Raw genomic sequence first — 23,507 nt, 5'->3', positions numbered from 1 at the left:
CCAGATCGGTGGCCATGATGCCGAGAGCGGTCGCATTATCTGACCTTCCCTGTGGAAAAGGCGAGGCCGGAGGAAGAGACCCAGGGGCTGGTGTTTTATCCGGAACCAGAGTCCTCCGAATTAAACTTAAGATTTGGAATACTACATCGAGGGTGTTACGGGAAGCCGGGAATAAGCTCTAAAAGATTCGATGGGGTGGAAGGTGCTAAAGAACTGGTGATGGCGGCCTGACTCACAGGATCTGCGGGAGGAAGAGCAACAGGTTCGCCATCCCTCCGGCGGTCAGGTCGTCGGCCATGATGCCAAGGCCTCCGGTAAGTCTCTCGGTGATTCTGATCGGCCAGGGTTTCCAGATGTCAAGAATCCGAAAGAGGAGAAAGCCCGCGACCAAATGTAAAGGATCAGCCGGGTGTCCCAGAAGGGCCAGATAGGCCCCGGCTACCTCGTCGATGATTACGCAGGAAGGGTCCTTTCGGCCCAGGGCCAAGGCCACCCGGTGGGAGGCCAGGGTTCCCAGAAGAGTGAGAAGAGCAAAAAAGAGGAGCTGTCCCCACAGAGGGAGATCTCCCGTAGCCCAGTAAAGGAGGACCCCTACCCCTGAGCCCCAGGTGCCCGGGGCCCAGGGGATCTTTCCCAGACCGAAAAAGGTGGCTAGCAGGAGCCAGGGGTTAGTAATCCTCAAGGACCCAGTGTCCTTTAACTATCTTCACAATGATCATGGAGGACTCGTCGAGACCGTTATGATCCTCGGGAGTAATGTTGTAGACCCCGCTTATGCCCACATAGCCTTTGGTGTTCTCGATGGCCTCGCGAAGTTTTTCCCGATCAGGCCCAACTTTTTCCAGGGCCCGGGCCAGGATCATGATGGCGTCCCAGGCGTAGCCGGAGTGGGTATTGATAGGGAACCTCCGGTCGTAGTGGTACACCTCCTTGTAGAGGTGTACGAAATGGGCGATCACCGGTTTCTGGGGATCGGTGTCTGGCAATTGTTCCCAGGCCATGAGCTTGGTGGAGGGCATGAGGTTGCCCTCGGATGCCGGTCCGGCGAGCTCGATGTACTTGGGATCAGGCAGACCATGACACTGAAAGAGCGGGGCCGTGATGCCGAGCTGTTTGACGTTCTTGGCCACGATGGCTCCAGCGGGCCCGATGGTCCAGGCGACGAGGGCCTGAGGATTTTCCTTCCAGACTTTGGCGAGCTGGGCTGTCATGTCCGTGTCCCGAGGGTTGAAGGCTTCTTCGGCCACGATGGTAAGGCCGTATTCCGGGGCGAGTTTTTTCAACCACTTGCGCCCGTCTTTTCCAAAACCGTCGGTGGCCGTGAGGATAGCAATACGGGTGAGGCCTTTTTTCTTAAGGTATTGATAGATCTTGCGAACGGCGGTGCTTGAGCGCTGAGGGGTCTTGAAGACGTAGCGGTAGGAACCAAACTTTCCTCCCATGATTACCGGATCGCCCCCTACGGTCATGATGGTGGGCACGCGGGCGGCCTCCACGATGGGTTTCACAGCCATACCGGTTCCGGTGCGGGTAGGGCCAATGATGGCCACCACCTTGTCCTTGTAAATGAAGCGCTTGGCAATGGCCACGGCTTTGCTGGGGTCACCCTCGGTATCGCCTATAACCAGTTCAAGTGGTCGGCCGTTAATGCCCCCTTTCTTGTTGATCTCCGCCACGGCCATCTCGGCTACGAGCTTGGTGGGCGTACCGATAAAGGCCGCTGGTCCAGAAAGGGCAAAGAAGGCTCCAATCTTGATGGGCTCTTTGGCCGCTAGAGATCCTGAAAAAATTAAAAAGAGAAAGATTGAAACCAGGCCCCATAAACCACATTTTTTCATGGCGGCAACCTCCTTCTTGAGTGTTTTCCGCTTCATATCATTTTCCGAGGTAGGCTTCAAGGACTCGAGGATCGTTCTGGATCTCGCAAGGCGGACCTTCGGCGATGACCTCGCCCTGATTAAGCACCACCACCCGCTCGCAGATCCTCATGACCAGGTTGAGATCGTGCTCTACGAGCAAAATGGCGAGTCCCTTTTCCCGGAGCCTCAGGATGATTTCCCCAAGTTCCTCAGTTTCCTTTTCGTTCAGACCTCCGGCGGGCTCATCCAGTAAAATAGCCCGAGGACGACTTGCGAGGGCCCGGGCTATGACCACTTTCTTTTGCTCCCCGTAAGGGAGGTTTTCGGCTGGAAGGTTGGCCTTATCTGCAAGTCCTAGTTCGCTGAGGATAGAAAGGGCCTGCCGACGGCACTCATCCTCCTCGGCAACAGCCCGGGGAAGCCTCAGAAAGGTCTCCCAGAAACCGGTTTTTCGAAGACGATGTGCTCCGCACATCACATTTTCGAGGACTGTAAGGCCGGCAAAAATCTGAATGTGTTGGAAGGTTCGGGCCAGCCCCAGGGCCGCCCTCTGCCAGGGAGATAGTTCGTTGAGAAGGTGTTCCTCAAAGAAGATGGTGCCGGCATCCTCGCGGACCACCCCGGAGACGATGTTGATCAAGGTGGTCTTACCAGCCCCATTGGGACCGATGAGCCCCAAGATTTCTCCGGCACGCAGATTCAGGGAGACCCCCCGCAGGGCTTGTACCCCACCAAAATTCTTGGATAGGTTTTCCACCTTGAGGATTTTAGGGCGCTTTTCGGCCATATAATTTCCTCATCAGCCCCGAAAGACCATCGGGGAAGAAGATCAACACGCCCATCAGAAGGCCCCCGTAGATCAGATCCCGGTATTCGTCAAAAATAGAGAGGAAGTGGGGTAAGGGGGTCAGGAGGCCTGCTCCTAGGACCGCTCCCCAAAGGGAGCCCTTGCCTCCAAAAAGGCACATAGCCACCAATTCCACGGAAAAGAAGATGTCAAAGGTCTTGGGACTAATAAAAGAGAAGTAGTGGGCGTAGAGGGAGCCCGCAAGCGAGGCGTAGGCCGCGCTCAACACGAAGGCCAAGACCTTATATCGTCTAGGATTGATGCCCAAACAGGCGGCGGCGATCTCTCCCGAGGCGAGCGCCCGCAGGGCTCGGCCTTCCCCGGAGTGGACTAGATTGAAAGTTAAAAAGAGCGTAATGAGAACCACCGGCCAGATGAGGTAGTAAGCCGCAAGATCGGTGACGAAAGCTAGGCTTCCCAGGGTATAGGGTGGGATGCCTGGAAGCCCGGGGGGGCCACCAGTGAGCTCCTCGGCCTCGACTAGGAAGAAGTAAACCGCAAGGTTGAAGGCCAGGGTGGCCATCACTAGGTAATTTCCTTTCAGGCGGAGGACCGTAAAACCCATGCCCGCAGATACAGCCAGGGTAAAGCCTAAGGCCAGAGCGGTAGTGAGCCAGGGATTAAGACCGGTCTTAAGGGATAGGAGAGCCGAACCGTAAGCTCCTAACGCCCAGAACCCGGCATGCCCCAGAGAGATCTGACCGGCATAACCTATGAGAAGGGTAAGTCCGCACACGGTCAGGATATTGAGGGCCGAGAGATTGAGTACTGTGAGGTAATAGGGGTTGTTAATCAAAAAAGGGATCATCCCTATAGCGGTGGCCAGACCGGCTAGAATTCTTCTATCCCTCTTAAGACCTGAGGACACGGTTAGACTCTCTCCTCCTCATGCGTTCCGAAAAGTCCCGATGGTTTTATTGCGAGCACGCAGAACAAGAGAGCAAAGGCGAAAACGTCCCGGAAACCACTCGAAATGAAACCGGCCACGAGGGCCTCCATCACGCCCAAGAGCAGTCCTCCGGCTATGGCGCCGGGGAAGCTCCCGTAACCCCCGAGAACGGATGCAGCGTAGCCTTTGAGCCCGAGTATGACCCCGGTGTCGAAGCTCACCCCGGTAACCGGAACGATGAGAAGCCCAGCCACGGCTCCGAGGGCCCCGGCCAAAAAGAAGGAGACCGAGTTCAGGAAACCTACCGGGAGTCCGATGAGGGCCGCGGCCCGCGGACTATAGGCTACGGCCCGAAGGGCCTTCCCCGATCGACTTACACGATAAAAGAGGTGCAGAATGGTTACGCAAAAGAACCCTACTGCGAGGATGAGAAGACTTTCCCTGGTAAGGCTGGCCCCGAGTAGTCTGATGGGTTCTCCGGTTATCAGCGGCGGAAATATACGGGGGTTCTTGCCCCAGAAAAGCTTAATGAGGCCCCGAATGAAGATGGAGGCTCCGATGGTGATGAAGATCAATGTCAAGGGATCGTGGGTCTTAGCCGAGCGCAGGGCTATGCGTTCGAGCAGGTATCCGCAGAGCCCTACGGCCAGGATGGAACATAGGGCCGCTAGCGGCCAGGGTATCTTCAGGGATAGCAGAAAAGTGGTCATGAAAAAGCCACCCAAAGTGAGGAAGTCCCCCTGGGCGAAGTTTACGATTCGGAGGCTATTTTCTACTACGCAAAATCCCAGCGCCACCAGGGCATAGATAGCCCCGGCTGTAAGCCCGGAGAAAAGGAACTGTAGGAACAAGCTGCTCTCACTCATATGCCCCTAAATCCCTACCCTAAAATTGAGGCCCAGACAATCACCGAAAGGGTTGGTCTGGCAAGGAGTATGTGTTAGGTATTATGGAAAAGATTTCTGCCAGGGAAAGGAGGCCCGATGAAATCCAGAATCAGAAGACCCTCCAGGATGAGCGAAGAGGAAAAAAAAGCTCTGCTGGCTAAAATCCTTACCGGAGATCCGGAAGCCTTTACCACGGAGGCAACCGAAAAGGAGAAGATAGCCCACCGCCTCGGGTGGGTGAAAGCTGTGGAACGCATGCGTCCCAAAATTTCTGAGCTTTCGGCTTTTGCCGAGGAGGTCAAGGGGGGCTTCGAGGAAATCATATGGTGCGGCATGGGAGGCTCTAGCCTCTTTCCTCTAGCCCTGGCGGAGATCTTTGGTCCTCAGCCCGGGTATCCTCGATTTACGGTCCTTGATACCGACGATCCTGAAGTTATCGCCCGCATAGAGGAAGAGGTGTCCCTTGAGAAGACCCTTTTCGTGATCGCAAGTAAGTCTGGAACTACCGTGGAAACTCTCTCTCAGTATCGTTATTTCTGGAAAAAGCTTGAGGACGCCGGTATCGAACCAGGCTCGAAGTTCGTAGCCTTAACGGATCCGGGAAGTCCACTTGAAAAAGAGGCTCAGGAAAAGGGCTTCTTGCGAGTTTTTCACCATCCCCCAGACGTAGGGGGGCGGTATGCGGCTTTGACAGAGGTGGGACTTTTGCCGGCGGCCCTTATGGGGCTTGATTTGGAGAAGGCCCTTTCCAAGGCGGAGGAGATGTTTGAGGCTTCCCTTCCAGAGCTTCCGTGGGAGTACAATCTTTCGGCTTGGCTGGCGGAGTTCATGACCGAACACTTCGTACACGGGAAGGACAAACTGACTATTATGACGGATCCTCTTCTTCGAACTTTTGCCCTTTGGATAGAACAGCTCGTGGCTGAAAGCCTGGGCAAAAACTTCGTAGGCATCATTCCGGTGGTGGGCGAGAGTCCGGGCTCACCCACGGTCTATGGTCCGGACCGTTATTTTGTCTATATCGGCCTACGCGGACGGGAAAACCTATACAGGCGCCTCTTTTCCGATCTTCGGGAGGCGGACTTTGCTCTCAAGACCTATTTTCTAGAGGATCGTTACGAGATCTTTGCGGAATGCGTGCGCTGGGAGCTAGCGGTGGCCCTCTGCGGGGCCTTCATGGGGGTAAATCCTTTCGACGAGCCGGATGTGGTTCGGACCAAACAGAAGACCAGAGAGTTTCTTTCCGAGTTCAAGAAGACCGGCGAGTTTCCGGTTGAGTTCTATTTGGATGAGGCTTTGGGGATTGGCTTCCTTTACGCAGAGACCACGAAGATCGAGTATCCCCGACTTTCGGCTTTGGTGAAGAAGTTCTTCCAGGAAATGCCTCCCTGGGGCTACGTGGGACTCTTGGCCTTCCTGCCACCGGAGCCGGAACTTGAGGAATTCTTCCGAGACCTTAGGACCCTTATCCGCGGTCGCCGGCAGTGTAGCACGATCTTCGGTTTTGGGCCTCGTTACCTTCACTCTACCGGTCAGCTCTTCAAGGGCGGGACCCTCTCGGGCCGCTTTGTGATCTTCACGCGCAAGGGCCGACGGCCGGAACAAATTATTCCTGGGGAAGATATCACTTTTTGGGATCTCCAGTTCGCCCAGGCTTATGGTGATTTCCGAGCCCTGGAGGAGGCCAAACGGCCGGTTATTCACATTCACCTCGGTGAAAATTATCAGGAGGATCTGAAGAGGCTTTATGATCTTTTTGAAGAAGCCTTAAGACTATAATATGCATCATTTTAAACGTATTGCCCTCGGGTTTTTCTTCTTGATTTTTCTTCTTTCCGTGGGCACCTTGGGGTTCTATTTCATTGAGGGGCTTTCCTTTTTCAAGGCCCTTTACTTTACGGTGATCACCATCTCCACCGTGGGATACGGCGACATCGTGCCCCAGACCGAGGCCGGCAAGGTTTTTGCCATTTTTTTGATTCTTGGAGGGGCGGGGCTTTTCTTTTACGCCTTCGGACTTATAAGTGAGGTGGTCCTTTCAGGGACCATTCAGAATGTCTTCGGGAGGCGACAGGTGGAGAAGAAGATCCAGGCTTTGAAGGATCACTACATCGTCTGCGGTTACGGTCGTATCGGCAAGCACATCTGTAATCTGATTGCCCGGGAACTGCCCTTTGTGGTCATCGAGAACGATCCCGCCGTGATCGAAGAAATCGAAGCTGAGGGCTTCCTCTTCATCGAGGGGGATGCCACCAACGAGGAGGTTTTGATAAAGGCCGGGATTGAGAGGGCCCGTGGGCTGGTCACTGTCCTTCGCTCTGACGCCGACAACGTGTACATTACCCTTACCGCCCGCAGCCTCAACCCCCGCATCTTCATCATGGCCCGGGCGGACGACGAGAAGGTGGTCAAGCGTCTGCGTCAGGCCGGAGCCAACAAGGTCTTCTCGCCTTATCTCATCGGAGCTCGCCGGATGGCCTTGGCCCTCCTGCGGCCCGCGGTCACCGATTTTCTTGAACTTACTACGCCAGAGATCAACCTGGAGCTACAGCTCGAGGAGGTTAGGCTCTGTCCGAAGTCTTCGTTAGTGGGCAAAGACTTAATATCGAGCCGCATTCGAGAAATTTCCGGGGCCATCATCTTGGCGGTGAAAAAACTTTCGGGGGACATGGTCTTCAATCCCCCGCCGCAGTACGTGCTTGAGTCTGGAGACGTCTTGATCGCTCTCGGAGAGAGAAAAGGTCTTGCGCGTCTTGAGGAACTGGCTTCCGGCAAGAAATGAGTTCCTTCTCCGTAAGGATATAGTCCACCCTTATATCGTGAGGTTCAGTGGGAATCTCGGAGAGGACCTGAAGGGAAAAGGCCAGGGCCACTTTGACGGCCTGAGTCTCTGAGAACATGCGGTCGTAAAAACCGCCTCCGTAGCCCAGACGATGGCCCTTGCGATCAAAGGCCACTCCCGGGACAACCACTAGATCGGCCTCCTCCGGAGGGATTACCGGATTTCTTGTCGGCGCCTCTAGGATGCCATAAGCCCCGGGGACGAGTTCCCCCAGAGTGTACAGCCGATGAAAAACGAGTTTCTTCTCCGAAAGGAGGGTACGAGGTAGGGCCACTTTCTTGCCGAGAAGGAGGCTTTGACCTATAAGTTCCAGGGTTTCAACCTCGCTTCCAAAGGATACGAAGAGAAATACCGTTTCGGCCCGGGAGAAGATCTCGGTGGCCAGGAGATTTTCTATGATTTTCCGGGAAAGATTTTTCCTTTCTTCTATCGTAAGCCTGGCTCTTTCGGCCAGGATTTTTTTGCGGAGCCGATTTTTTTCTTCTTTTATGCTTGACATCTTTCCCTTCCCGCAATTAAATCCCAACTATACCACTTTTGAGGAGTAAAAACATGAGACACATAAGACGCATCTTTGATCTTGAAGTGGAGGAGGCCGAGAGCCTCATTAAGAGGGGACTTGAACTCAAAAAGAGAGTGAAATCTGGAATACCCCACCGGCCACTTACGGGTAAAATCCTGGCCTTGATTTTTGAAAAACCTTCTACCCGCACGCGGGTTTCTTTTGAGGCCGCTATGCTGAAGCTCGGCGGAGAGACCATCTTTCTTTCGGCCCGCGACCTTCAGCTTGCCCGGGGAGAACCTTTGAAGGATACGGCTCGGGTGCTTTCCCGATATGTGGACGGTATCGTAGTACGGACTTTCGGCCAGGAGGTGGTAGACGAGCTTGCGGCCTATGCCTCGGTGCCGATCATAAACGGCCTATCGGATAAGTTTCATCCCTGTCAAGTACTTTCGGATCTCATGACCGTGGTCGAAACTGGCCGGAGGCTCGAAGATCTCAAAGTGGCTTGGGTGGGGGACGGCAACAACATGGCCAATTCTTGGTTGGAGGCCGCGGCCCTTTTCGGATTCGAATTACGGCTTGCGTGTCCGGAGGGCTACGATCCTGACGAAGACGTGTTTTCCGAGGCCAGAAAACACGCCAAGAAACCTATTCTCCTTACGCGGGACCCGGTAGAAGCCGTCAAGGGGGCTGATGTGATCAATACCGACGTTTGGGCCAGTATGGGTCAGGAGGCCGAAGCGGCGGAGCGTCGACAGATCTTTCAACCTTACCAGGTCAACCAGGAACTTCTGCAGCATGCGGCCCCTGGAGCTATCGTGCTGCATTGCCTGCCAGCCCACAGGGGAGAGGAGATCACCGAGGAAGTCCTGGAGGGTCCACAATCGGTGGTTTGGGAGCAATCTGAAAACAAGATGTGGTTACATGCCGCGGTGCTGGAGTATCTACTCGCTTGAAGGTTTCTCTTCAAGCTCCCTTACCGATTCTTCAAGAGCGGCCTTTCGGGAGAGTTTTATGCGTCCGGCCTTGTCGATGTCTATGACCTTGACCATGACCTCGTCGCCTTCCTTCAAGATGTCCGAGACCTTGCGTACCCTACGATGATCGAGCTGAGATATGTGGATGAGGCCAATAGTGCCGGGGAAGAGCTCCACAAAGGCCCCGAAGTCGGTAACCCGCGTGACCTTGCCGAGATAGAGTTTGCCGACCTCCGCCTCCTGGGTGAGCTCTTTGATCATCTTGGCGGCCTTTTCGGCGTTCTCGAGATCCGAAGAGTAAATTCTTACCAGGCCAGTCTGATCATCGATGTCGATCTTGACGTCACCACAGGCCGAGATGATACCCTTGATGGTCTTGCCCCCCGGACCAATGACCTGGCCCACCTTTTCGGGATTGATTTCAAGGGTAAGCACCCTCGGGGCATAGGCCGAGAGGCTTTCCCGGGGTTTGCCTAACGTTTCCCGCATCTTGGAAAGGATGGCCAGTCGGGCCTCGCGGGCCTGTTCCAGGGCTCGGGTCATGATCTCTCGGGTGATCCCCGCAATCTTGACGTCCATCTGGAAGGCCGTGATGCCTTTCTCCGTGCCAGCCACCTTGAAGTCCATGTCTCCCATCCGGTCCTCATCGCCCAGGATGTCCGTAAGCACCACCACCTGGTCACCTTCCTTGATGAGGCCCATGGCGATGCCAGCTACCATGTCCTTGATGGGCACACCCGCGTCCATGAGCGAAAGCGTGGCCCCGCAGACGGTGGCCATGGAGGAGGAACCGTTAGATTCCAGTACATCAGAGACTACCCGAATGGTGTAAGGAAACTCGTCTTCATTTGGGATTACCGGAGTCAATGCCCTTTCGGCCAACATTCCGTGTCCGATCTCACGCCGGGAGGGACCACGAAGAGGCTTGACTTCCCCCACACAGAAGGGAGGAAAATTGTAGTGGAGCATGAAATGCTTGAAGATTTCCTCCCCTGGAAGATCCAGGCGTTGTTCCTCTTCCGGGCTACCTAAAGTGGTGACTACTAGAACCTGAGTCTCACCGCGGGTAAAAAGGGCCGAACCATGGGTCCTTGGAAGGACGTTGACTTCACAGAAAATGGGCCGGATGTCCTTCGGTCCTCGGCCATCGATTCTTCGTCCCTGGTTGAGGACCATCTCTCGCATGCGCTTCTTTTCAAGTTCATCCAGATATTCCCGCACTTCGGCTTCCCGGCCGAGAACCTCTTCTCCCAAAACGGAAAGGACCGTAGCGTAGAGTTCCCTGCGCTTGCGGTTACGTTCTACCTTGCCTGGGGTACTCAAAATTTCTTCAAGTTTTTCTTCGGCCAGACGCCAGACCCGTTCCCTGAGGACCTCGTCGGGTTGAGGCTCCGGGATCTCAAGTTTAGGACGTCCAACTTTCTCACGGAGTTCCTTCTGAAGAGTAATAAGAGGTTTCAAGGCTTCGTGGGCAAAAAACAGGGCCTCTTCCATCACGGCTTCGGGAACCTCCCGGGCCATGCCCTCTACCATCACGATGGCTTCTTCGCTCCCGGCTACCACCAGATTGAGTTCACTCTCCTTGAGCTCCGAGGCCCGGGGATTGAGTACGAACTCACCATTTATACGGCCCACTCGTACGGCCGCGATGGGGCCAGAGAAAGGGATGTGCGAGATTTCAAGGGCCGCAGAGGCCCCGGTAATGGCCAGGATGTCAGGGTCGATTTCCGGATCGAGCGAAAGTACGGTGGCTATGACTTGGGTATCGTAACGCCAGTTCTTTGGAAAAAGCGGCCTTATAGGCCGATCGATGAGACGGGCGGTGATGGTCTCCTTTTCACTAGGCCGCCCTAGTTCACGTTTAAAATAGCCTCCGGGAATACGCCCGGCGGCGTAGTACATCTCCTGATATTCCACTGTAAGGGGCAAAAAATCCATGTCGCGAGTTTCTTCTGAAGCCACGGCCGTAACCAGCACCACCGTGTCGCCGTAGCTAACCAGGACCGCTCCGTGGGCCTGCTTGGCCATCTTTCCAGTTTCAAGGACGAATTTCCGCCCATTTATCTCGGTTTCTACACGATGCATCTATGCCTCCACTTGATTTTTAGCCTCTCAACCCCAGTTCCTGTACCAGCTTACGGTAACGGGCAAAATCCGTACGCCGCAGGTAGTTGAGCAGCTTTCGCCGACGACCAACTAGTTTGAGAAGCCCTCGTCGGGAATGGTGGTCCTTCTTGTGGACCTTGAAGTGTTCTTCCAACTGTTTGAGCCGGGCTGTAAGAAGGGCAATCTGTACTTCGGGAGAGCCTGTATCTCCTTCATGACGCTGAAATTTCTTGATGATCTCGGTTTTAATCTCGGGATCAAGCGGCATAGTCAACCTCCTTTTTCAATATAAATTTAAGCCCCTGGGAGGATTCATCGGCCTTCCCCGGAGCTTACCCTAATCTAAACTCAGGAAACGAAAACCCGCAACATCTCGGCCCAACCGTTTCCAGAGAGTTTTTCCGGATAGTATGTTACGGCTACCAGGTCTCCCTCCTCAGTTACGATTCTGAGCCAGGGAACTCGGTGTTTCCGGGGCACTTTCTGGAGTTTTATCAGATTTCCTAGGACGTTCAGGGAAACCGGGCGGCCCTGCCTTATTCTCTGGGCCATGCTCGTCGAAATCGTGACGGCCGGTATGAAGGACAGGGCCTCTGCCGGTGAGATTATCTTTTCCATAAGCCTTTCTTCTTGGGCGAGTTTTTCGATTTCCTCGAAAGCCAAAGCCTCTTCAATGGTAAAAGGTCCCTTGCGTATGCGCCGAAGTTCTACGAGCACGGCCCCGCAGTTCAGTCTCTGTCCCACCTCATGGATCAAGGAACGAACGTAAGTCCCCTTGCTACAATAAACTTCGAAATAGACCCGGGGAGATTCGAATTTTTTGAGTCTAAATTCTAAAATTTCTACCTTTTTGGGCTTTTTTTCGATCTTGATGCCTTTCCGGGCCCATTTGTAGAGAGGTCGTCCCTTGTATTTCGCGGCCGAATAGGGTGGGGGGACCTGCTCAATGATTCCCAGAAAGCCTTCCATCACCTTTCCGATTTCTTCCGCCGAAAGTTCCGGAACGGGGTTCTTTTCTATTACCTCTCCGGTAAGGTCGTAAGTGTCCGTAACAATCCCCAGTTCGAAACAGCCTTCATAGACTTTGTCGCCCTCCAAGATGAACTGCGCAATCTTGGTCCCTTTTCCGATGCAAATGGGGAGGACTCCGGTGGCAAAGGGGTCCAGAGTACCTCCGTGTCCGGCTTTGCGAACTCTCAGGATTTTCTTTATCCTTTCCACCGCCTCGGTGGAGCTTATATCTTTGGGTTTGTCTAGAACGAGGACTCCGTTTAAGTTTCTAGCCATCTTTAACCTCCTAGAACCACGAGGATCTTGCTTCTGACCAGGGCCACTACCTCCTCTACGGTAAAACCATTTTTCTTGAAACCAGCGGCCCTGAGATGTCCGCCTCCGCCCTCTTGGAAGGCCAATTCGGCCACGTTGATGGTCCCTCGACTCCGGAGACTTACCCCAATCTCTCCGGGACGGATTTCTTTGATTAAGGCCGAAAGTTCCACGCCACGCATACTCCTCAAGAAAGTGGCAAAGTCTTCGGCCTCTGTAGGTCGGGCTCCGACTTCTTCGAAATCCGATAGGGTCAGGTAAGAAAGGACGGCCTTTCCCCCGGCCAGGATCTCTCGACGGGCAAGGACCCTTTTCAGGAGTTCGAACCGAGCCGGGGGATAATTTTCTAGGAGCTTTTCGCCTACGAAGGCCGGTCTAGCCCCGAGACGAACCAGCCTAGCGGCCGCCAAAAAAGTATCCTCCCCGGTGTTTTCAAACCGGAAACCGCCAGTGTCACTATAGAGGCCGGCATAAAGGTTTTCGGCCACCTCCGCCGAGATAGGCCAATTTAGACTCTCAAGCACTCTCAGCACCAAAAGGGCGGTGGCCGAGGCCTTGGGATCGATGAGTCTTACCCCTGGAAGTGATTTGCCGGCTAAGGCGTGGTGATCCAGGATGACGCGTTCTTTGGTCTCCTTGACCACTTCTGCAACTTTTCCCAGACGGTGTTCCTCCGAAAGATCGAAGACCATGGCCACGGCTTCTCTCAAAGGAAGATTCTCCTGGTGCAAGTCCTCGGGAATTCGCAATTCCCTGAAACCGTGCAGAAAATCAAGGAAAGCCGGAGGAGCTTCTTCCACAAGCGGCAGGGCCACTTTTCCCTGGTTCTTGAGGGCCAAGGTCATGGCCAGCACCGAGGAGAGACCATCGGCATCCGGATTTACATGGGTGGCCAGGATAAAATATCTTTCTCCCTCAAGAATCTTCTTGATCCTTTCCATATGACAGATCCCGAAAGACTTTTTCGAACTTTTCCAGATCTTCCGGCCGACGATCGGGGAAAAAATCTATTTCTGGAATATATTTCAGGAAGACGTGTTCCCCAATGAGGTGTCGAATGTATTTGCGAGCCCGTTTGAACCCCCTTTCTGCTCGAGCCCATTCCTCGTCTTCGCCGTGAACACGGTAGTAGACCCGAGCCCTTTTAAGATCAGGGGTGACCTCTACTTCAGAGATGGTGATAAGGCCTTGAAGGTCCGGATCCCGGATATCTTCTAGTAAAATGAGCCCCAAGGCTTCTTTTATGAGTTCGGCAACTCGCAAATGACGATAGTGCATTTCAATAGGAAATAAAATCTATTTCCGCGGAAACGAGTTCAAGGCCATCGAAGTCTTCTACAAAGGAAAGGACCTGATTAAGACGCCGGTCCACCAGAGCTTTATCGGTACCTACGGTGGAGATCCCGATCACAGCCTTCTGCCAGAGGTCCTGCTCATCAACCTCGGCCACCGAAAGTTTCTTGAACCGAGCCTCAAGGCGGTGAAGCAAGCTCTTTACGAGTTGTCTCTTTCCTTTAAGGGAGTTGTTCCCCGGAATGAAGAATTCCATGCGCACCACTCCTACCACCATGACGGTGATTAAATCTCCCGCTTGATTTCTACCATCTCGTAGACTTCGAGCATATCGCCTTCTTTGATGTCGTTGAAGTTTTCGAGCCCAACACCACACTCATAACCGGCTGCCACTTCCCTGACGTCTTCCTTGAAGCGTTTGAGGGAGGCGATCTTTCCGGTATAAACCACCACTCCTTCCCGGAGGAGGCGCACGTTTCCTCCACGGACGATTTTCCCTTCTTTTACGTAACAACCCGCTACCGTGCCCACTTTAGGCACCCGGAAGGTAGCCCGCACTTCGGCCACCCCCAAGAGCCTCTCCTCATATTCGGGCTCGAGCAACCCGGAAAGGGCTTTTTTGATCTCTTCAAGGGCGTGATAGATGACGTCATAATAGCGGATATCCACTTTTTCCTGTTTGGCGATTTCTTTGGCTTTGGAGGTGGGCCGGACGTTAAAACCTATGACGATGGCCTCCGAAGCCGCTGCTAGCATGACATCGCTTTCGGAAATGGCTCCGATCCCGGAACGGATGATGGTCACCCGGACCTCTTCGGTGGAGAGTTTGCGGAGGGCGTCGGAGAGAGCCTCAAGGGTTCCTTGGACATCGGCCTTGAGAACGATCTTGAGTTCTTTGATCTCGCCTTCCTGAAGCTTCTCGAAGACCTTTTCCAGGGAAAGCCTGGCCTCTTTGGCGGCTTCGGCCTCGCGAGCCTTTCTCTGCCGATATTCAGCCACCCGGCGAGCTTTAGTTTCGTCCGGCATCACGATGAAGTCGTCACCGGCCTGGGGGACTTCTTCAAAACCGAGGATTTCCACCGGAGTGGCCGGAGGAGCCTCCTTCAGCCTCCGACCGTACTCATCTAGCATGGCCCGCACCCGGCCGTAGGTCATACCGGCCACAAAGGGATCGCCCTCCCGGAGGGTGCCTTCTTGGATGATGACCGTGGCCACCGGCCCTTTGCCTTTATCGAGCCGGCTTTCAATAATACGTCCCCGAGCCGGACGATCCGGGGCGGCTTTGAGATCAAGCATTTCGGCCTGAAGCAAGACTAGTTCAAGGAGATCCTCTATACCCTGCCGTTTCTTGGCCGAAATTTCAACCATAAGGGTTTCGCCACCCCAGTCCTCAGGGACCAGCCCGAGTTCCGCAAGTTCGCTCTTTACTCGTTCGGGATTGGCCTCGGGCTTGTCTATCTTATTGATGGCTACTACGATAGGGACTCCGGCTGCCTTAGCATGATCAATGGCTTCTCTGGTTTGATCCATGACCCCGTCATCAGCGGCCACTACCAAGATCACAATGTCCGTAACTTGGGCCCCGCGCGCTCGCATGGAGGTAAAGGCCTCGTGTCCCGGAGTGTCGATAAAGGTAATTTCTCGCCCATCGGGGAGCTTCACCTTGTAGGCTCCAATGTGCTGGGTGATACCACCGGCCTCCTTAGCGGCTACATCCGTGTGCCGGATGGCATCAAGCAGGGTGGTCTTACCGTGATCCACGTGTCCCATAACGGTCACGATAGGAGGCCGGGGTTTTAGTTCCTCTGGAGAAGGTGGCACGTACTCTAGAAGGGCCTCCTCCTCCACTGTGGCGGCCTCGACCTCGTATCCGAACTCCGAGGCCACGATAGCCGCGGTCTCGGCATCGATAGATTGATTGATGGTCACCATGGTACCGAGTTCCATGAACTTCTTGATGAGATCCGCGGCCCGAACCCCCATGAGCTTGGCCAGTTCTCCCACTTGAATAGTTTCATGGACTTTGATCTTTTTCTTCTTGGGAGGAAGGGTAGGAGGCCTTTCAACCTTTTTCTCTTGGGAAACCTTCTTGGCCTCCTCCTTTTCCTCCTCTTCGGCTAGCATTTCGAGCCCTTCGGGCTCTTTTTCGAGTTCCTCCATCAATTCCAGTTCCTCAAGGATCTCTTCCCGTTCTCTTTTAGGAGGAGCGCCTTTTTTCTTACTCTTTTTCTTGGGCTTCTCTTCCGCTTCCGGTCGTTCGACTTTAACCTTCTTCTTTTTCTTTTCCTTTTCTTTTTCTTCCTTGACCTCTTCCGGAGGTGGAGGTGGCGCCGGCTTGCGAGGTTTGAAGTCCTTGACTATCCGCTTTTTGGGTTTCTTTTCAGGGACAAATTTTTCGGTCTCTATCCTAGAGATTATACGAGCCTTGAGTTCGATGGTTTCTTCGGGTTTGCCTTCAGGTTCTTCCTTCGGCTTTTCTGGAGGAGCTACTTCTTCGGGAGCTTCTAGGGGTTTAGCCTCAGGAGGCCCTTTTTCGGGAACGGGTTCAGGAGGGGCGGCTTCTTCAGCCTTGGGCTTTTTGCGGCGAATCTTGAGCTTGATGCGCTTGGGCTTGGCTTCCTTTTCCTCACGTCTTTTTATGATGATGGCCTGAGGAGAAGACTTCTCCTCCTCTTCAGAAACCTTCGGGCTTTCTTTCGGCTCGGGCCGTTTCTTTTCCTCAGAAATTATGTCCATTACCCTTTCCACTTCTTCCTCCGTAAGGGTGGAGGAATGACTTTTGATCTCTATCCCCATAGCTTTGATCTTTTCGGCTAACTCTTTAGGGGAAATCTCAAGCTCCTTTGCGAGGTCATAAATCCTGATTTTGGTCATATTTATCCTGGCCTCCTGCGGCTTCTATAAGCACTTTAAAAAGTTCGGGATTTTCTCTGGCCAGACGCCCTCTGAAGGCCTTGGCCAGACGCCGCCTCCCTTTCTGGGTTTCGAGTTTACGAAGGCATTCGTCTCTAGGACATACGTAAGCTCCCCTTCCGGGAAGACATTTTTTTCTGTCCCATATCGGGCGCTTTTCATCATCAAGAACGAGCCGTAGCAACTCATACTTAGCCATCTTTCGGCCACAAAAAATGCAGGTTCGGATGGGAACGTGTTTACCCTTGCCCATCGCCCCCCGCGGAGAGCTTCTCCCTGGCTTTCCTTATCAACTCTTCGGCCTCCGAGAGTTTTATTCGGCCAACCTCTGCAATCTTTTCTGGCTCGGCATCCGCAAGTTCTTTAAGACTCTTAAATCCATTATCATATAATCTTCCGGCCACTTCCTCCGAAAGCCCATCGATTTCAAGCATTTTTAGAAATTCTGGGTCTTGCCTTCGAGCGTACTGGCTTTCACTATAAACGTCAATCCGCCAGCCAAGCAGTTTAGAGGCCAGCCGCACGTTTTGACCCTCACGGCCGATAGCCAGCGAGAGCTGGTCATCTGGCACAATGACCTCAAGGGTCTTGTTCTCCTCGTCTACGATGACCTGCGTGCATTCCGCAGGCGAAAGGGCGTTATAGACCAATTTGGCCGGATCGGGATCCCAGGGAATGATGTCTATTTTTTCTCCCTTGAGCTCCTGCACCACCACTTGGACCCTTGAGCCCCTCAGTCCCACGCAGGCTCCTACCGGATCGACGTCGGGATCCTTTGAAGTTACGGCCATCTTGGCTCGCCTTCCGGGTTCTCGGGCCACCGCTACAATTTTGACGATCCCTTCCCGAATCTCGGGAACTTCCCGTTCAAAGAGTTTCTTTAGAAATTCCGGATGAGTGCGGGAGACGATGATTTGGGGATCACCAGTGCGGCGAACCTCAAGGATAAGGGCCTTAAGCCTTTCTCCTCTGTGATAGCGTTCCGTAGGGATCTGTTCGTTTTCGGGAAGCATGGCTTCGGCCCGTCCTATAGAGAGGATGACATCCTTGCGACTGAATCGGTGCACAAAACCACTCACCACTTGTCCCACTTTGTCTTTATATTCCTGATAAATGAGTTCCTTTTCGGCTCCTCGGATCTTCTGGGTTAGGATCTGCTTGGTAAGTTGGGCGGCGATACGGCCGAGGTCTTTGATATTGACCGGCTCGCCAATGGTATCTCCCACTCGTACCGAAGCGTTCTTCTTGCGGGCCTCTGCCAGCGAAATTTCCTTTTCCGGATTGTGGACCTCCTCAACCACCTCGTATAGACGATAGACTTCGATCTTGCCTTCTTCCTCGTTATAGATGGCTTCCACTTCGGCCTGTGACCCCAAGCGTTTTTTGGCCGCGGTGCGCATACCCTCCACCAGGGCTGAAATGATCACATCCTTCGGTAGCCCCTTCTCTTTGCTCATGATCTCCACAATTTTCCTTACATCCTCGGCCATGATTCCACCCCTTAGAATTCGATTTCGGCCTTAAGATGGGCCTTCTTTATTTCTCCATAAGGGATCCTTACCTCGCCCTCACTCACTTCAAGGATCACTTCCTCACCCTCTATACCCTTGAGAATGCCCGTAAAGTTCTTCCTTCCCTCAAGGGGTGTTTTTAAACTGATCTTCACCTTATCTCCAGCAAAACGCTTGAAGTCCTCCTTTTTCCTTAAAGGCCGATCTATACCTGGAGAGGAGACCTCCAGGTGATAGGAATGATGGATGAGGTCTTTGGCATCTAATAAATCACTCACGATTTCGCTTATTTTTACACAGTCTCCGAGGGTTACCCCTCCGGGTTTGTCAATATAAAGCCGCAGTACCCAGCCCTGTCGCTCCCGTTGCCATTCTACCTCCACCAACTCCATCCCCTTGGCGAGTACCAATGGCTCGGCCAGTTCCCAGATTTCTTTTATTAATTTCTCCTTTTCCATATTTCCCCTTCTTTAAGCTCCCATCCCCTTTTCAGGAGACCATAACAAAAAAGTGGGCACTCAGGCCCACTTTTTGGGCATCTAAATTTTTTGGAGCGGGCAACGGGATTCGAACCCGCGACCCTCAGCTTGGGAAGCTGATGCTCTACCCCTGAGCTATGCCCGCCCATTACTATATATAACGCTTTCATCTTAAAAGTCAATCAGGCTAGAATTTGGCCAAAAGTTGGGGATTCTTTAAAGAAAATAAAGTTTAACCTGATTTGAGAGGATAACGCCGCGAAGGCTAAGCCTAAGCCGATCTCCTTCTTTGATTATTAAGCCGGTTTTTAGGAGCTTTTCGAGCTCTTGGGAGAAGATTTGAAAAAGATCAAAACCAAAGCGACGGTAGAGCTCGAGGGCTGAAACGCCTTCAAGGAGCCTCAAGCCTAAGATGATGGCCTCCCGGAAGGCCTCTTCCGGGGAAAGGGTCTCCTCAAGGATGGCCGGAAATTTATCCTCGGAAAGAGCGCGATAATATAGAGTGAGGTTTGGGGGGGTGCGATAGCGCTTGTTCTCTAGGAAAGAGGCTGCTCCCGGTCCAAGCCCTAAATAGGGGAGGGCCTTCCAGTAAAAGAGGTTGTGGCGGCAGGTATGGCCCGGTCGGGCGTAGTTTGAGATTTCGTAATGGTGGTAGCCCGCCGCGGAGAGGCTTTCGTGAATGGTTAGATACATGCTTACTACTGTATCCTCCTCGGGAAGCCGAGTTCGCCCCGCCGCCAGCTCCTCAAAAAGAGGCGTGCCTTTCTCTGGGGTGAGCTCGTAATAAGAAAGATGTTCCGGAGAAATTCGGAGGATACCTTCGAGTTCCCTCTGGAGATCCTCTAGGGTTTCTCCAGGCCAGCCGAAGATGAGATCCACAGATAGATTTTCGAACCCGGACTCCCTTGCATCCGAAATGGCCCGGAAGGCCTTCTCCAGGGTGTGTCTCCTCCCCAGGGCCCTGAGCCCCTTTTCGGAAAGGCTTTGAAGTCCCAGACTCAATCGGTTAAAGCCCACCTTTCGGTAAGCCGTAAGTATCCCCCGGTTTAAACCTTCGGGGTTGGCCTCTAGGGTGAGCTCTTCGGGCCGGAAGTCAAAAAGTCGGCCAAGGCCTTCAAAGAGTTTTTCATAGAAAGAGGGAGACAGGAGGGAGGGAGTCCCGCCTCCGGCATAAAAGGTCACAAAGCTCAGGTCTCCGGAGATCGCAGATTTCCAGATTTCGGCCTCCCGTAGGACGGCCTTGAGATAGATCTTCTCCTCTGGCTTTGTGGGTACCGAGTAAAAGTCGCAATAGGGACATTTTTGCCGACAGAAGGGAACATGTAAATAAAGGGCCGCTTCCATTATTTCCCATAGCCCCCACCGCCGGGAGTACGGATCTCAATGACCTCTCCGGCGGCCACCTCCAGGGTGACCTTTCCAGGAAGGATGTGTTTGCGTCCGTAACGGTCGAAGTAGACATTTTGTCCTCTTTTACCCGGTTCGCCTCCGAAAAGACCATAAGGCGCCAGTCTTCGTCTCTCCGCAAGGAGACTCACCGTGGCCGGAGAGGTGAAGCGGAAGCGCCTGATAAGCCCGTCGCCGCCCCGGAATTTCCCTCTCCCGCCGGAACGTTCCCTCAAGGCGTACCGCTCCACTACCACCGGGAGTCCCTGTTCCAGGGCCTCGATGGGGGTGTTCAAGGTATTAGTCATATGGGTATGAATTCCGGAAAGGCCGGGGGCTCCCGGTCTTCCGCCCATGCCGCCCCCGATGGTCTCGTAGTAGGCGAACTCCCGACCCTGGAAAAGGCCGCCAAAGGCTATATTGTTCATGGAACCACATGAAGCCGCCGGTATACGTTCCGGTAGAGCCTGGGCCAAGGCCCCCAAAAGGGCATCAACGATCCTCTGGGAGGTCTCTACATTGCCTCCGGCCACCGGGGCCGGATAAACGGCGTCCACCACCGTCCCGGGCTCAGTAAGGATCTTCAAAGGTCTGAGGGCTCCCTGGTTCGGAGGGATGAGCCCTCCGGAAAGACATAAGAAGACGTAAAAGACCGTTGCTCGAGTTACGGAACGCACGGCGTTAAGACTGGTTTCTAATTGAGGGGCCGAGTCCCTGAAATCTACGACTACCTCTTCGCCTAGGCTCTCTATCCTAACCCTGATGGCTATACGGTTAGTGTTCAGACCGTCATCGTCCAGATAATCTTCAAAGAAGTAACGTCCTGGAGGTATCTCTTTTATGATTTCACGCATATAGTGTTCCGAGTACGCCTGAAGTTCCTTCCCCCTGTTCTGGAGTTCGGTTAAACCGTAACGGGCTATCAATTCCACCAGTCGTACTTCCCCCCGCTCAAGGGCGGCCAACTGGGCCCTCAGGTCGCCCTCTCGTTCTTCCCGCCCTCTTACCTTAGAAAGAAAGTTTTCCCAAAATTCATGATTGAACTTGCCTTCTGCAAAAAGTTTGGTGGGCGGAATCAAAAGGCCTTCTTCTTCAATGTGCCGGGCAAGGCTCATGGAGCCGGGATGTTTACCACCTACATCCGCATGATGGGCCCTCACGGCCAAGAAAAAAGAAAGCGCGTTTTTTACGAAGACCGGTTTTATGAGAGTGATATCCGGAAGGTGGGTTCCTCCCCGGTAGGGATCGTTGGTGATCACTACGTCTCCGGGCCGAAGTTCGAATGCCTGCCGAACTTCGGCCACGGTGTCCGGAAGGGCTCCCAAGTGAACTGGGATATGGGCGGCCTGGGCCAATAGTTGGCCTTGGCCATCGAAAAGGGCACAGGAAAAGTCTCTCCTTTCCTTGATATTGGGAGAGAAAGCCGAACGCTGGAGTACTGTCCCCATCTCCTCGGCCACCGAGGTAAAAAGGGCGTAAAAGACTGAAAGTTCTATGGCAGAGAAGCCACCCATAGTCTAAAATCAATACGTGCTCAAAAGATATCTCATAAGGGAGATTCTTTCAAACTTTTTAGTCGCTCTCTTTGTAGTTCTTTTCTTGCTCTTTTTAACTAGAATAATGGATTTTGGTCCAGAATTATTCCAAAAAGGTGGCACCTTTTCTGATTTGATAAGTTTTTCTGGTTACTTACTATTCTTTCTTTTGCCTTTTGCTCTTCCTCTAGCGGCTCTTACTGGAACTTTATTGGCTTTTATGCGTTTGGCTCATGACCAGGAGATCCTGGCTTTTTCGGCTCTCGGAGTATCTCCTCGAAAACTTTTAATTCCAGTAACTTATTTTTCGTTAGTCATATTCCTGATCATTCTCGTTCTTAACCTCGTCTTCCTCCCGGTAGCCAAGCGTCATATGCGGGATACCCTATTTGGGGTGTTTAAACGTCGGCTTGAAAAAGGATTACCAGAAAAGACCCCTGTGGATTGGTTCCCGGGCCTTCTTCTTTATGCTCATAAAGTTAAAAAGGGCTTTCGTTTCAAGGATTTTTATCTCTTTGAGGAGAGTGGTAATCAAAAGGTGGGATTTGTCTATGCCGAAAAGGGAGAATTACGGATAAAAAGAGGTGAAATAGAACTACGTCTCGAGAAGGGAGAAGGCCATTTCCTTTCAAAGGATCTTTCGGAGGCCGAAAATTTCTATTTCGGCACCTACATCTATCGGATTCCGATGGAAAGGCTGATAAAGAAAAGGGAATTTAAGCGCGGAGAGTTAGATTTGGGGGCTCTGTTAAAGAAGGCCCGAGACCCCAAGCTTCCTCTTCGCAAGCGTCGCAAATACCTTGCGGAGTTCTATCAACGGCTTTTTTACCCTTTTTCGGCCCTCATTCTTCCACTTTTGGGGCTTCCCTTGGGGGCCAGGCTTAGAGCTTCAGGACGGGGATTGGCCTTGGCTGCCGGCCTTCTCCTTTATCTCTTGTATTATCTATTATTTTCGTTTGGAACCACCCTGGCGGAAGGGGGCAAGCTCCCTCCGTTTCTAGCTTTGGCCTGGCCCAATCTTTTCTTCTTGGGTCTGGCACTTTTCCTGTTTCGTGACTTTGAGAAGAGAGAGGGACGATGAGGCTCTATCAGCGCTATTTACTTTCTCCCTTAAAGCTCTTTATTCCCCTTTTCGTCCTGGCTCTCTCCGGCCTCTATCTATTGGTGGAATTCTTTGAAAGGCTTGAGGATGTTCTTTCAGAGAAAGTCCCCTTCCATTATTTTCTGGTTTATCTCGCGCTCAAGATTCCAGAAATCTTTTTTCAGATATGGCCTTCAGCTATGGCCTTTGCGGCCCTGGCGGCCCTGGCCTATCTTTCCCGGGGACAGGAACTTCTTGCTTTGAGAAGTCTGGGGTTTTCTCCCCGCAAGCTTATAGGACCCTATCTGGCAGTGGCCTTTCTCCTTTCCCTGGGGGCTTCGGTCTTTCTAGCTTTGACTTTGCCCCGAAGTGCCTATCAGGCCCTCTATACCTGGGAGGTTCGAATTAAGGGCCAACGCCCCCAAAGTCTTCTTGCTGAGGGCAAGCTCTTTCTTACCGGTCGAGATTTTATGCTTTCCGCCAAACCCCTTGAGCCCGGCGGCGAATGGCTGGCCGAATTCTTTTTTGTTGAACACCGGGACCTTCTTCCTGTCCGTATCCTTTACGCCCGAAGGGCCCGTTTTTTAGGGAAAAAACGTTGGTTGCTCGAACACGGGGTCGTGGAAAACAAGATCCGAAATTTTCAACCCCAGATCTTTGATCGTCAAGAATTTGACATACCTTTTTCGCCAGGGGTTATGCTTTCGGTAAAGCGTCCTCTCAAGGCTTTGGCTCTTCGAGAGCTCTATGAGAGATATCGGTTTCTCAAGGACTCCGGCCTTTCAGCAGCCGAACCCCTCTCAGAGATGGTATTTCGTTTGATTTATCCTTTCCTGGCGCCCGTGATGCTATTTCCTGCTCTCACGGCCTTTCTGTGTTTTCGGGGTAAAAGGGCTTCGGCCAAGGGGCTTTCGGCGGGACTTCTCATCATCGTGGCCTCCTACGCCCTCATCTTTTCGGCTAAGATCCTTTCAGCCGGAGGGTATATCTCTCCGTATCTCGCCCTCCCTTTGAGTTTGATCTTGCCCACTTTGTTGGCTATCATCTTTTTAAGACGCTATTCTTATTGAG

General features: G+C 53.1%; 23 protein-coding genes and 1 tRNA gene. 5 read left to right on the top strand and 19 right to left on the bottom strand.

The genetic code is table 11. From position 1 onward, the window contains the following. Positions 1–232: 232 nt before the first annotated feature. The 5 genes from TDIS_RS07040 to TDIS_RS07020 are packed head-to-tail and all read right to left on the bottom strand — an operon-like array spanning position 233 to position 4,461. Positions 233–682, bottom strand: coding sequence for a phosphatidylglycerophosphatase A family protein (locus TDIS_RS07040; protein ID WP_068670737.1), 450 nt, complete (start codon positions 680–682; stop codon positions 233–235). Beyond that, positions 669–1,838, bottom strand: a complete 1,170-nt coding sequence (locus TDIS_RS07035; RefSeq protein WP_068670800.1) for an ABC transporter substrate-binding protein — start codon at positions 1,836–1,838, stop codon at positions 669–671. Before TDIS_RS07035 ends, TDIS_RS07040 begins: the two co-directional genes overlap by 14 nt. Positions 1,839–1,875: 37 nt before the next feature. After that, positions 1,876–2,646 carry an ABC transporter ATP-binding protein gene (locus TDIS_RS07030; protein ID WP_068670735.1) on the bottom strand — a complete coding sequence of 257 codons (771 nt, stop codon included), beginning with the start codon at positions 2,644–2,646 and terminating at the stop codon, positions 1,876–1,878. Next, complete coding sequence (locus TDIS_RS07025) at positions 2,627–3,574, bottom strand: branched-chain amino acid ABC transporter permease (RefSeq protein WP_068670733.1); 948 nt, start codon at positions 3,572–3,574, stop codon at positions 2,627–2,629. The genes TDIS_RS07030 and TDIS_RS07025 overlap by 20 nt, the downstream gene beginning before the upstream one ends. Positions 3,575–3,576: 2 nt before the next feature. After that, positions 3,577–4,461 carry a branched-chain amino acid ABC transporter permease gene (locus tag TDIS_RS07020; RefSeq protein ID WP_068670731.1) on the bottom strand — a complete coding sequence of 295 codons (885 nt, stop codon included), beginning with the start codon at positions 4,459–4,461 and terminating at the stop codon, positions 3,577–3,579. A 117-nt stretch (positions 4,462–4,578) separates the two neighbouring features. On the opposite strand from TDIS_RS07020, the gene TDIS_RS07015 reads away from it, so the two are divergent. Both TDIS_RS07015 and TDIS_RS07010 read left to right on the top strand, forming a co-directional pair. Next, on the top strand, positions 4,579–6,261 hold the full coding sequence (locus TDIS_RS07015) for a phosphoheptose isomerase (protein WP_068670730.1): 1,683 nt from the start codon (positions 4,579–4,581) through the stop codon (positions 6,259–6,261). A 1-nt stretch (position 6,262) separates the two neighbouring features. After that, positions 6,263–7,264: a potassium channel family protein gene (locus TDIS_RS07010; RefSeq protein ID WP_068670728.1), complete on the top strand. Its 1,002-nt coding sequence runs from the start codon at positions 6,263–6,265 to the stop codon at positions 7,262–7,264. Here TDIS_RS07010 and TDIS_RS07005 read toward each other — a convergent pair. Continuing rightward, positions 7,158–7,823 carry a 5-formyltetrahydrofolate cyclo-ligase gene (locus TDIS_RS07005; RefSeq protein ID WP_068670726.1) on the bottom strand — a complete coding sequence of 222 codons (666 nt, stop codon included), beginning with the start codon at positions 7,821–7,823 and terminating at the stop codon, positions 7,158–7,160. The two genes, TDIS_RS07010 and TDIS_RS07005, sit on opposite strands and share 107 nt — an antisense overlap. A gap of 53 nt (positions 7,824–7,876) precedes the next feature. Here TDIS_RS07005 and argF point away from each other — a divergent pair, with 53 nt between their 5' ends. Next, positions 7,877–8,785 carry an ornithine carbamoyltransferase gene (argF, locus tag TDIS_RS07000; RefSeq protein ID WP_068670724.1) on the top strand — a complete coding sequence of 303 codons (909 nt, stop codon included), beginning with the start codon at positions 7,877–7,879 and terminating at the stop codon, positions 8,783–8,785. Here the strand turns inward: argF and pnp are convergent. The 13 genes from pnp to TDIS_RS06935 all read right to left on the bottom strand — a co-directional run bounded on the left by pnp (position 8,774) and on the right by TDIS_RS06935 (position 21,334). Further along, on the bottom strand, positions 8,774–10,891 hold the full coding sequence (gene pnp, locus TDIS_RS06995; protein ID WP_068670722.1) for a polyribonucleotide nucleotidyltransferase: 2,118 nt from the start codon (positions 10,889–10,891) through the stop codon (positions 8,774–8,776). The two genes, argF and pnp, sit on opposite strands and share 12 nt — an antisense overlap. Positions 10,892–10,910: 19 nt before the next feature. Continuing rightward, on the bottom strand, positions 10,911–11,180 hold the full coding sequence (gene rpsO, locus TDIS_RS06990) for a 30S ribosomal protein S15 (protein ID WP_068670720.1): 270 nt from the start codon (positions 11,178–11,180) through the stop codon (positions 10,911–10,913). Positions 11,181–11,260: 80 nt separating this feature from the next. Then, positions 11,261–12,199, bottom strand: coding sequence for a tRNA pseudouridine(55) synthase TruB (gene truB / locus TDIS_RS06985; RefSeq protein WP_068670718.1), 939 nt, complete (start codon positions 12,197–12,199; stop codon positions 11,261–11,263). 2 nt (positions 12,200–12,201) lie between these two features. Then, on the bottom strand, positions 12,202–13,179 hold the full coding sequence (locus TDIS_RS06980) for a DHH family phosphoesterase (protein WP_068670716.1): 978 nt from the start codon (positions 13,177–13,179) through the stop codon (positions 12,202–12,204). Then, positions 13,154–13,501 carry a 30S ribosome-binding factor RbfA gene (gene rbfA, locus TDIS_RS06975; RefSeq protein ID WP_161939497.1) on the bottom strand — a complete coding sequence of 116 codons (348 nt, stop codon included), beginning with the start codon at positions 13,499–13,501 and terminating at the stop codon, positions 13,154–13,156. Before rbfA ends, TDIS_RS06980 begins: the two co-directional genes overlap by 26 nt. Before the next feature lie 16 nt (positions 13,502–13,517). Then, positions 13,518–13,808 carry a DUF503 domain-containing protein gene (locus TDIS_RS06970; protein WP_068670712.1) on the bottom strand — a complete coding sequence of 97 codons (291 nt, stop codon included), beginning with the start codon at positions 13,806–13,808 and terminating at the stop codon, positions 13,518–13,520. An 8-nt stretch (positions 13,809–13,816) separates the two neighbouring features. After that, on the bottom strand, positions 13,817–16,405 hold the full coding sequence (infB, locus tag TDIS_RS06965) for a translation initiation factor IF-2 (RefSeq protein WP_068670710.1): 2,589 nt from the start codon (positions 16,403–16,405) through the stop codon (positions 13,817–13,819). After that, positions 16,383–16,697: a YlxR family protein gene (locus tag TDIS_RS06960; protein WP_068670708.1), complete on the bottom strand. Its 315-nt coding sequence runs from the start codon at positions 16,695–16,697 to the stop codon at positions 16,383–16,385. Before TDIS_RS06960 ends, infB begins: the two co-directional genes overlap by 23 nt. After that, positions 16,684–17,934, bottom strand: a complete 1,251-nt coding sequence (nusA, locus tag TDIS_RS06955) for a transcription termination factor NusA (protein ID WP_068670706.1) — start codon at positions 17,932–17,934, stop codon at positions 16,684–16,686. The genes TDIS_RS06960 and nusA overlap by 14 nt, the downstream gene beginning before the upstream one ends. A gap of 11 nt (positions 17,935–17,945) precedes the next feature. After that, a complete protein-coding gene (locus TDIS_RS06950) occupies positions 17,946–18,413 on the bottom strand; it encodes a ribosome maturation factor RimP (RefSeq protein WP_068670704.1) in 468 nt (155 codons plus the stop codon). A 91-nt stretch (positions 18,414–18,504) separates the two neighbouring features. Further along, a tRNA-Gly gene (locus tag TDIS_RS06945) sits at positions 18,505–18,579 on the bottom strand. Between the two features lie 71 nt (positions 18,580–18,650). After that, complete coding sequence (gene hemW, locus TDIS_RS06940) at positions 18,651–19,778, bottom strand: radical SAM family heme chaperone HemW (RefSeq protein WP_068670693.1); 1,128 nt, start codon at positions 19,776–19,778, stop codon at positions 18,651–18,653. Then, the gene (locus TDIS_RS06935) at positions 19,778–21,334 is read right to left on the bottom strand and encodes a hydantoinase B/oxoprolinase family protein (protein WP_068670691.1); all 1,557 of its coding nucleotides are present in this window, start codon (positions 21,332–21,334) and stop codon (positions 19,778–19,780) included. The genes hemW and TDIS_RS06935 overlap by 1 nt, the downstream gene beginning before the upstream one ends. Before the next feature lie 16 nt (positions 21,335–21,350). Between TDIS_RS06935 and TDIS_RS06930 the strand changes: the two genes are divergently transcribed. Further along, on the top strand, positions 21,351–22,436 hold the full coding sequence (locus tag TDIS_RS06930; RefSeq protein WP_068670689.1) for an LptF/LptG family permease: 1,086 nt from the start codon (positions 21,351–21,353) through the stop codon (positions 22,434–22,436). Next, the gene (locus tag TDIS_RS06925; protein ID WP_068670687.1) at positions 22,433–23,506 is read left to right on the top strand and encodes an LptF/LptG family permease; all 1,074 of its coding nucleotides are present in this window, start codon (positions 22,433–22,435) and stop codon (positions 23,504–23,506) included. Before TDIS_RS06930 ends, TDIS_RS06925 begins: the two co-directional genes overlap by 4 nt. Position 23,507: the final 1 nt, after the last annotated feature.

This window comes from Thermosulfurimonas dismutans, from assembly GCF_001652585.1.
GTDB classification, from domain to species: domain Bacteria; phylum Desulfobacterota; class Thermodesulfobacteria; order Thermodesulfobacteriales; family Thermodesulfobacteriaceae; genus Thermosulfurimonas; species Thermosulfurimonas dismutans.
The sequence above is the reverse complement of the archived record's forward strand: the minus strand, read 5'-3'. Positions and strand labels throughout refer to the sequence as shown.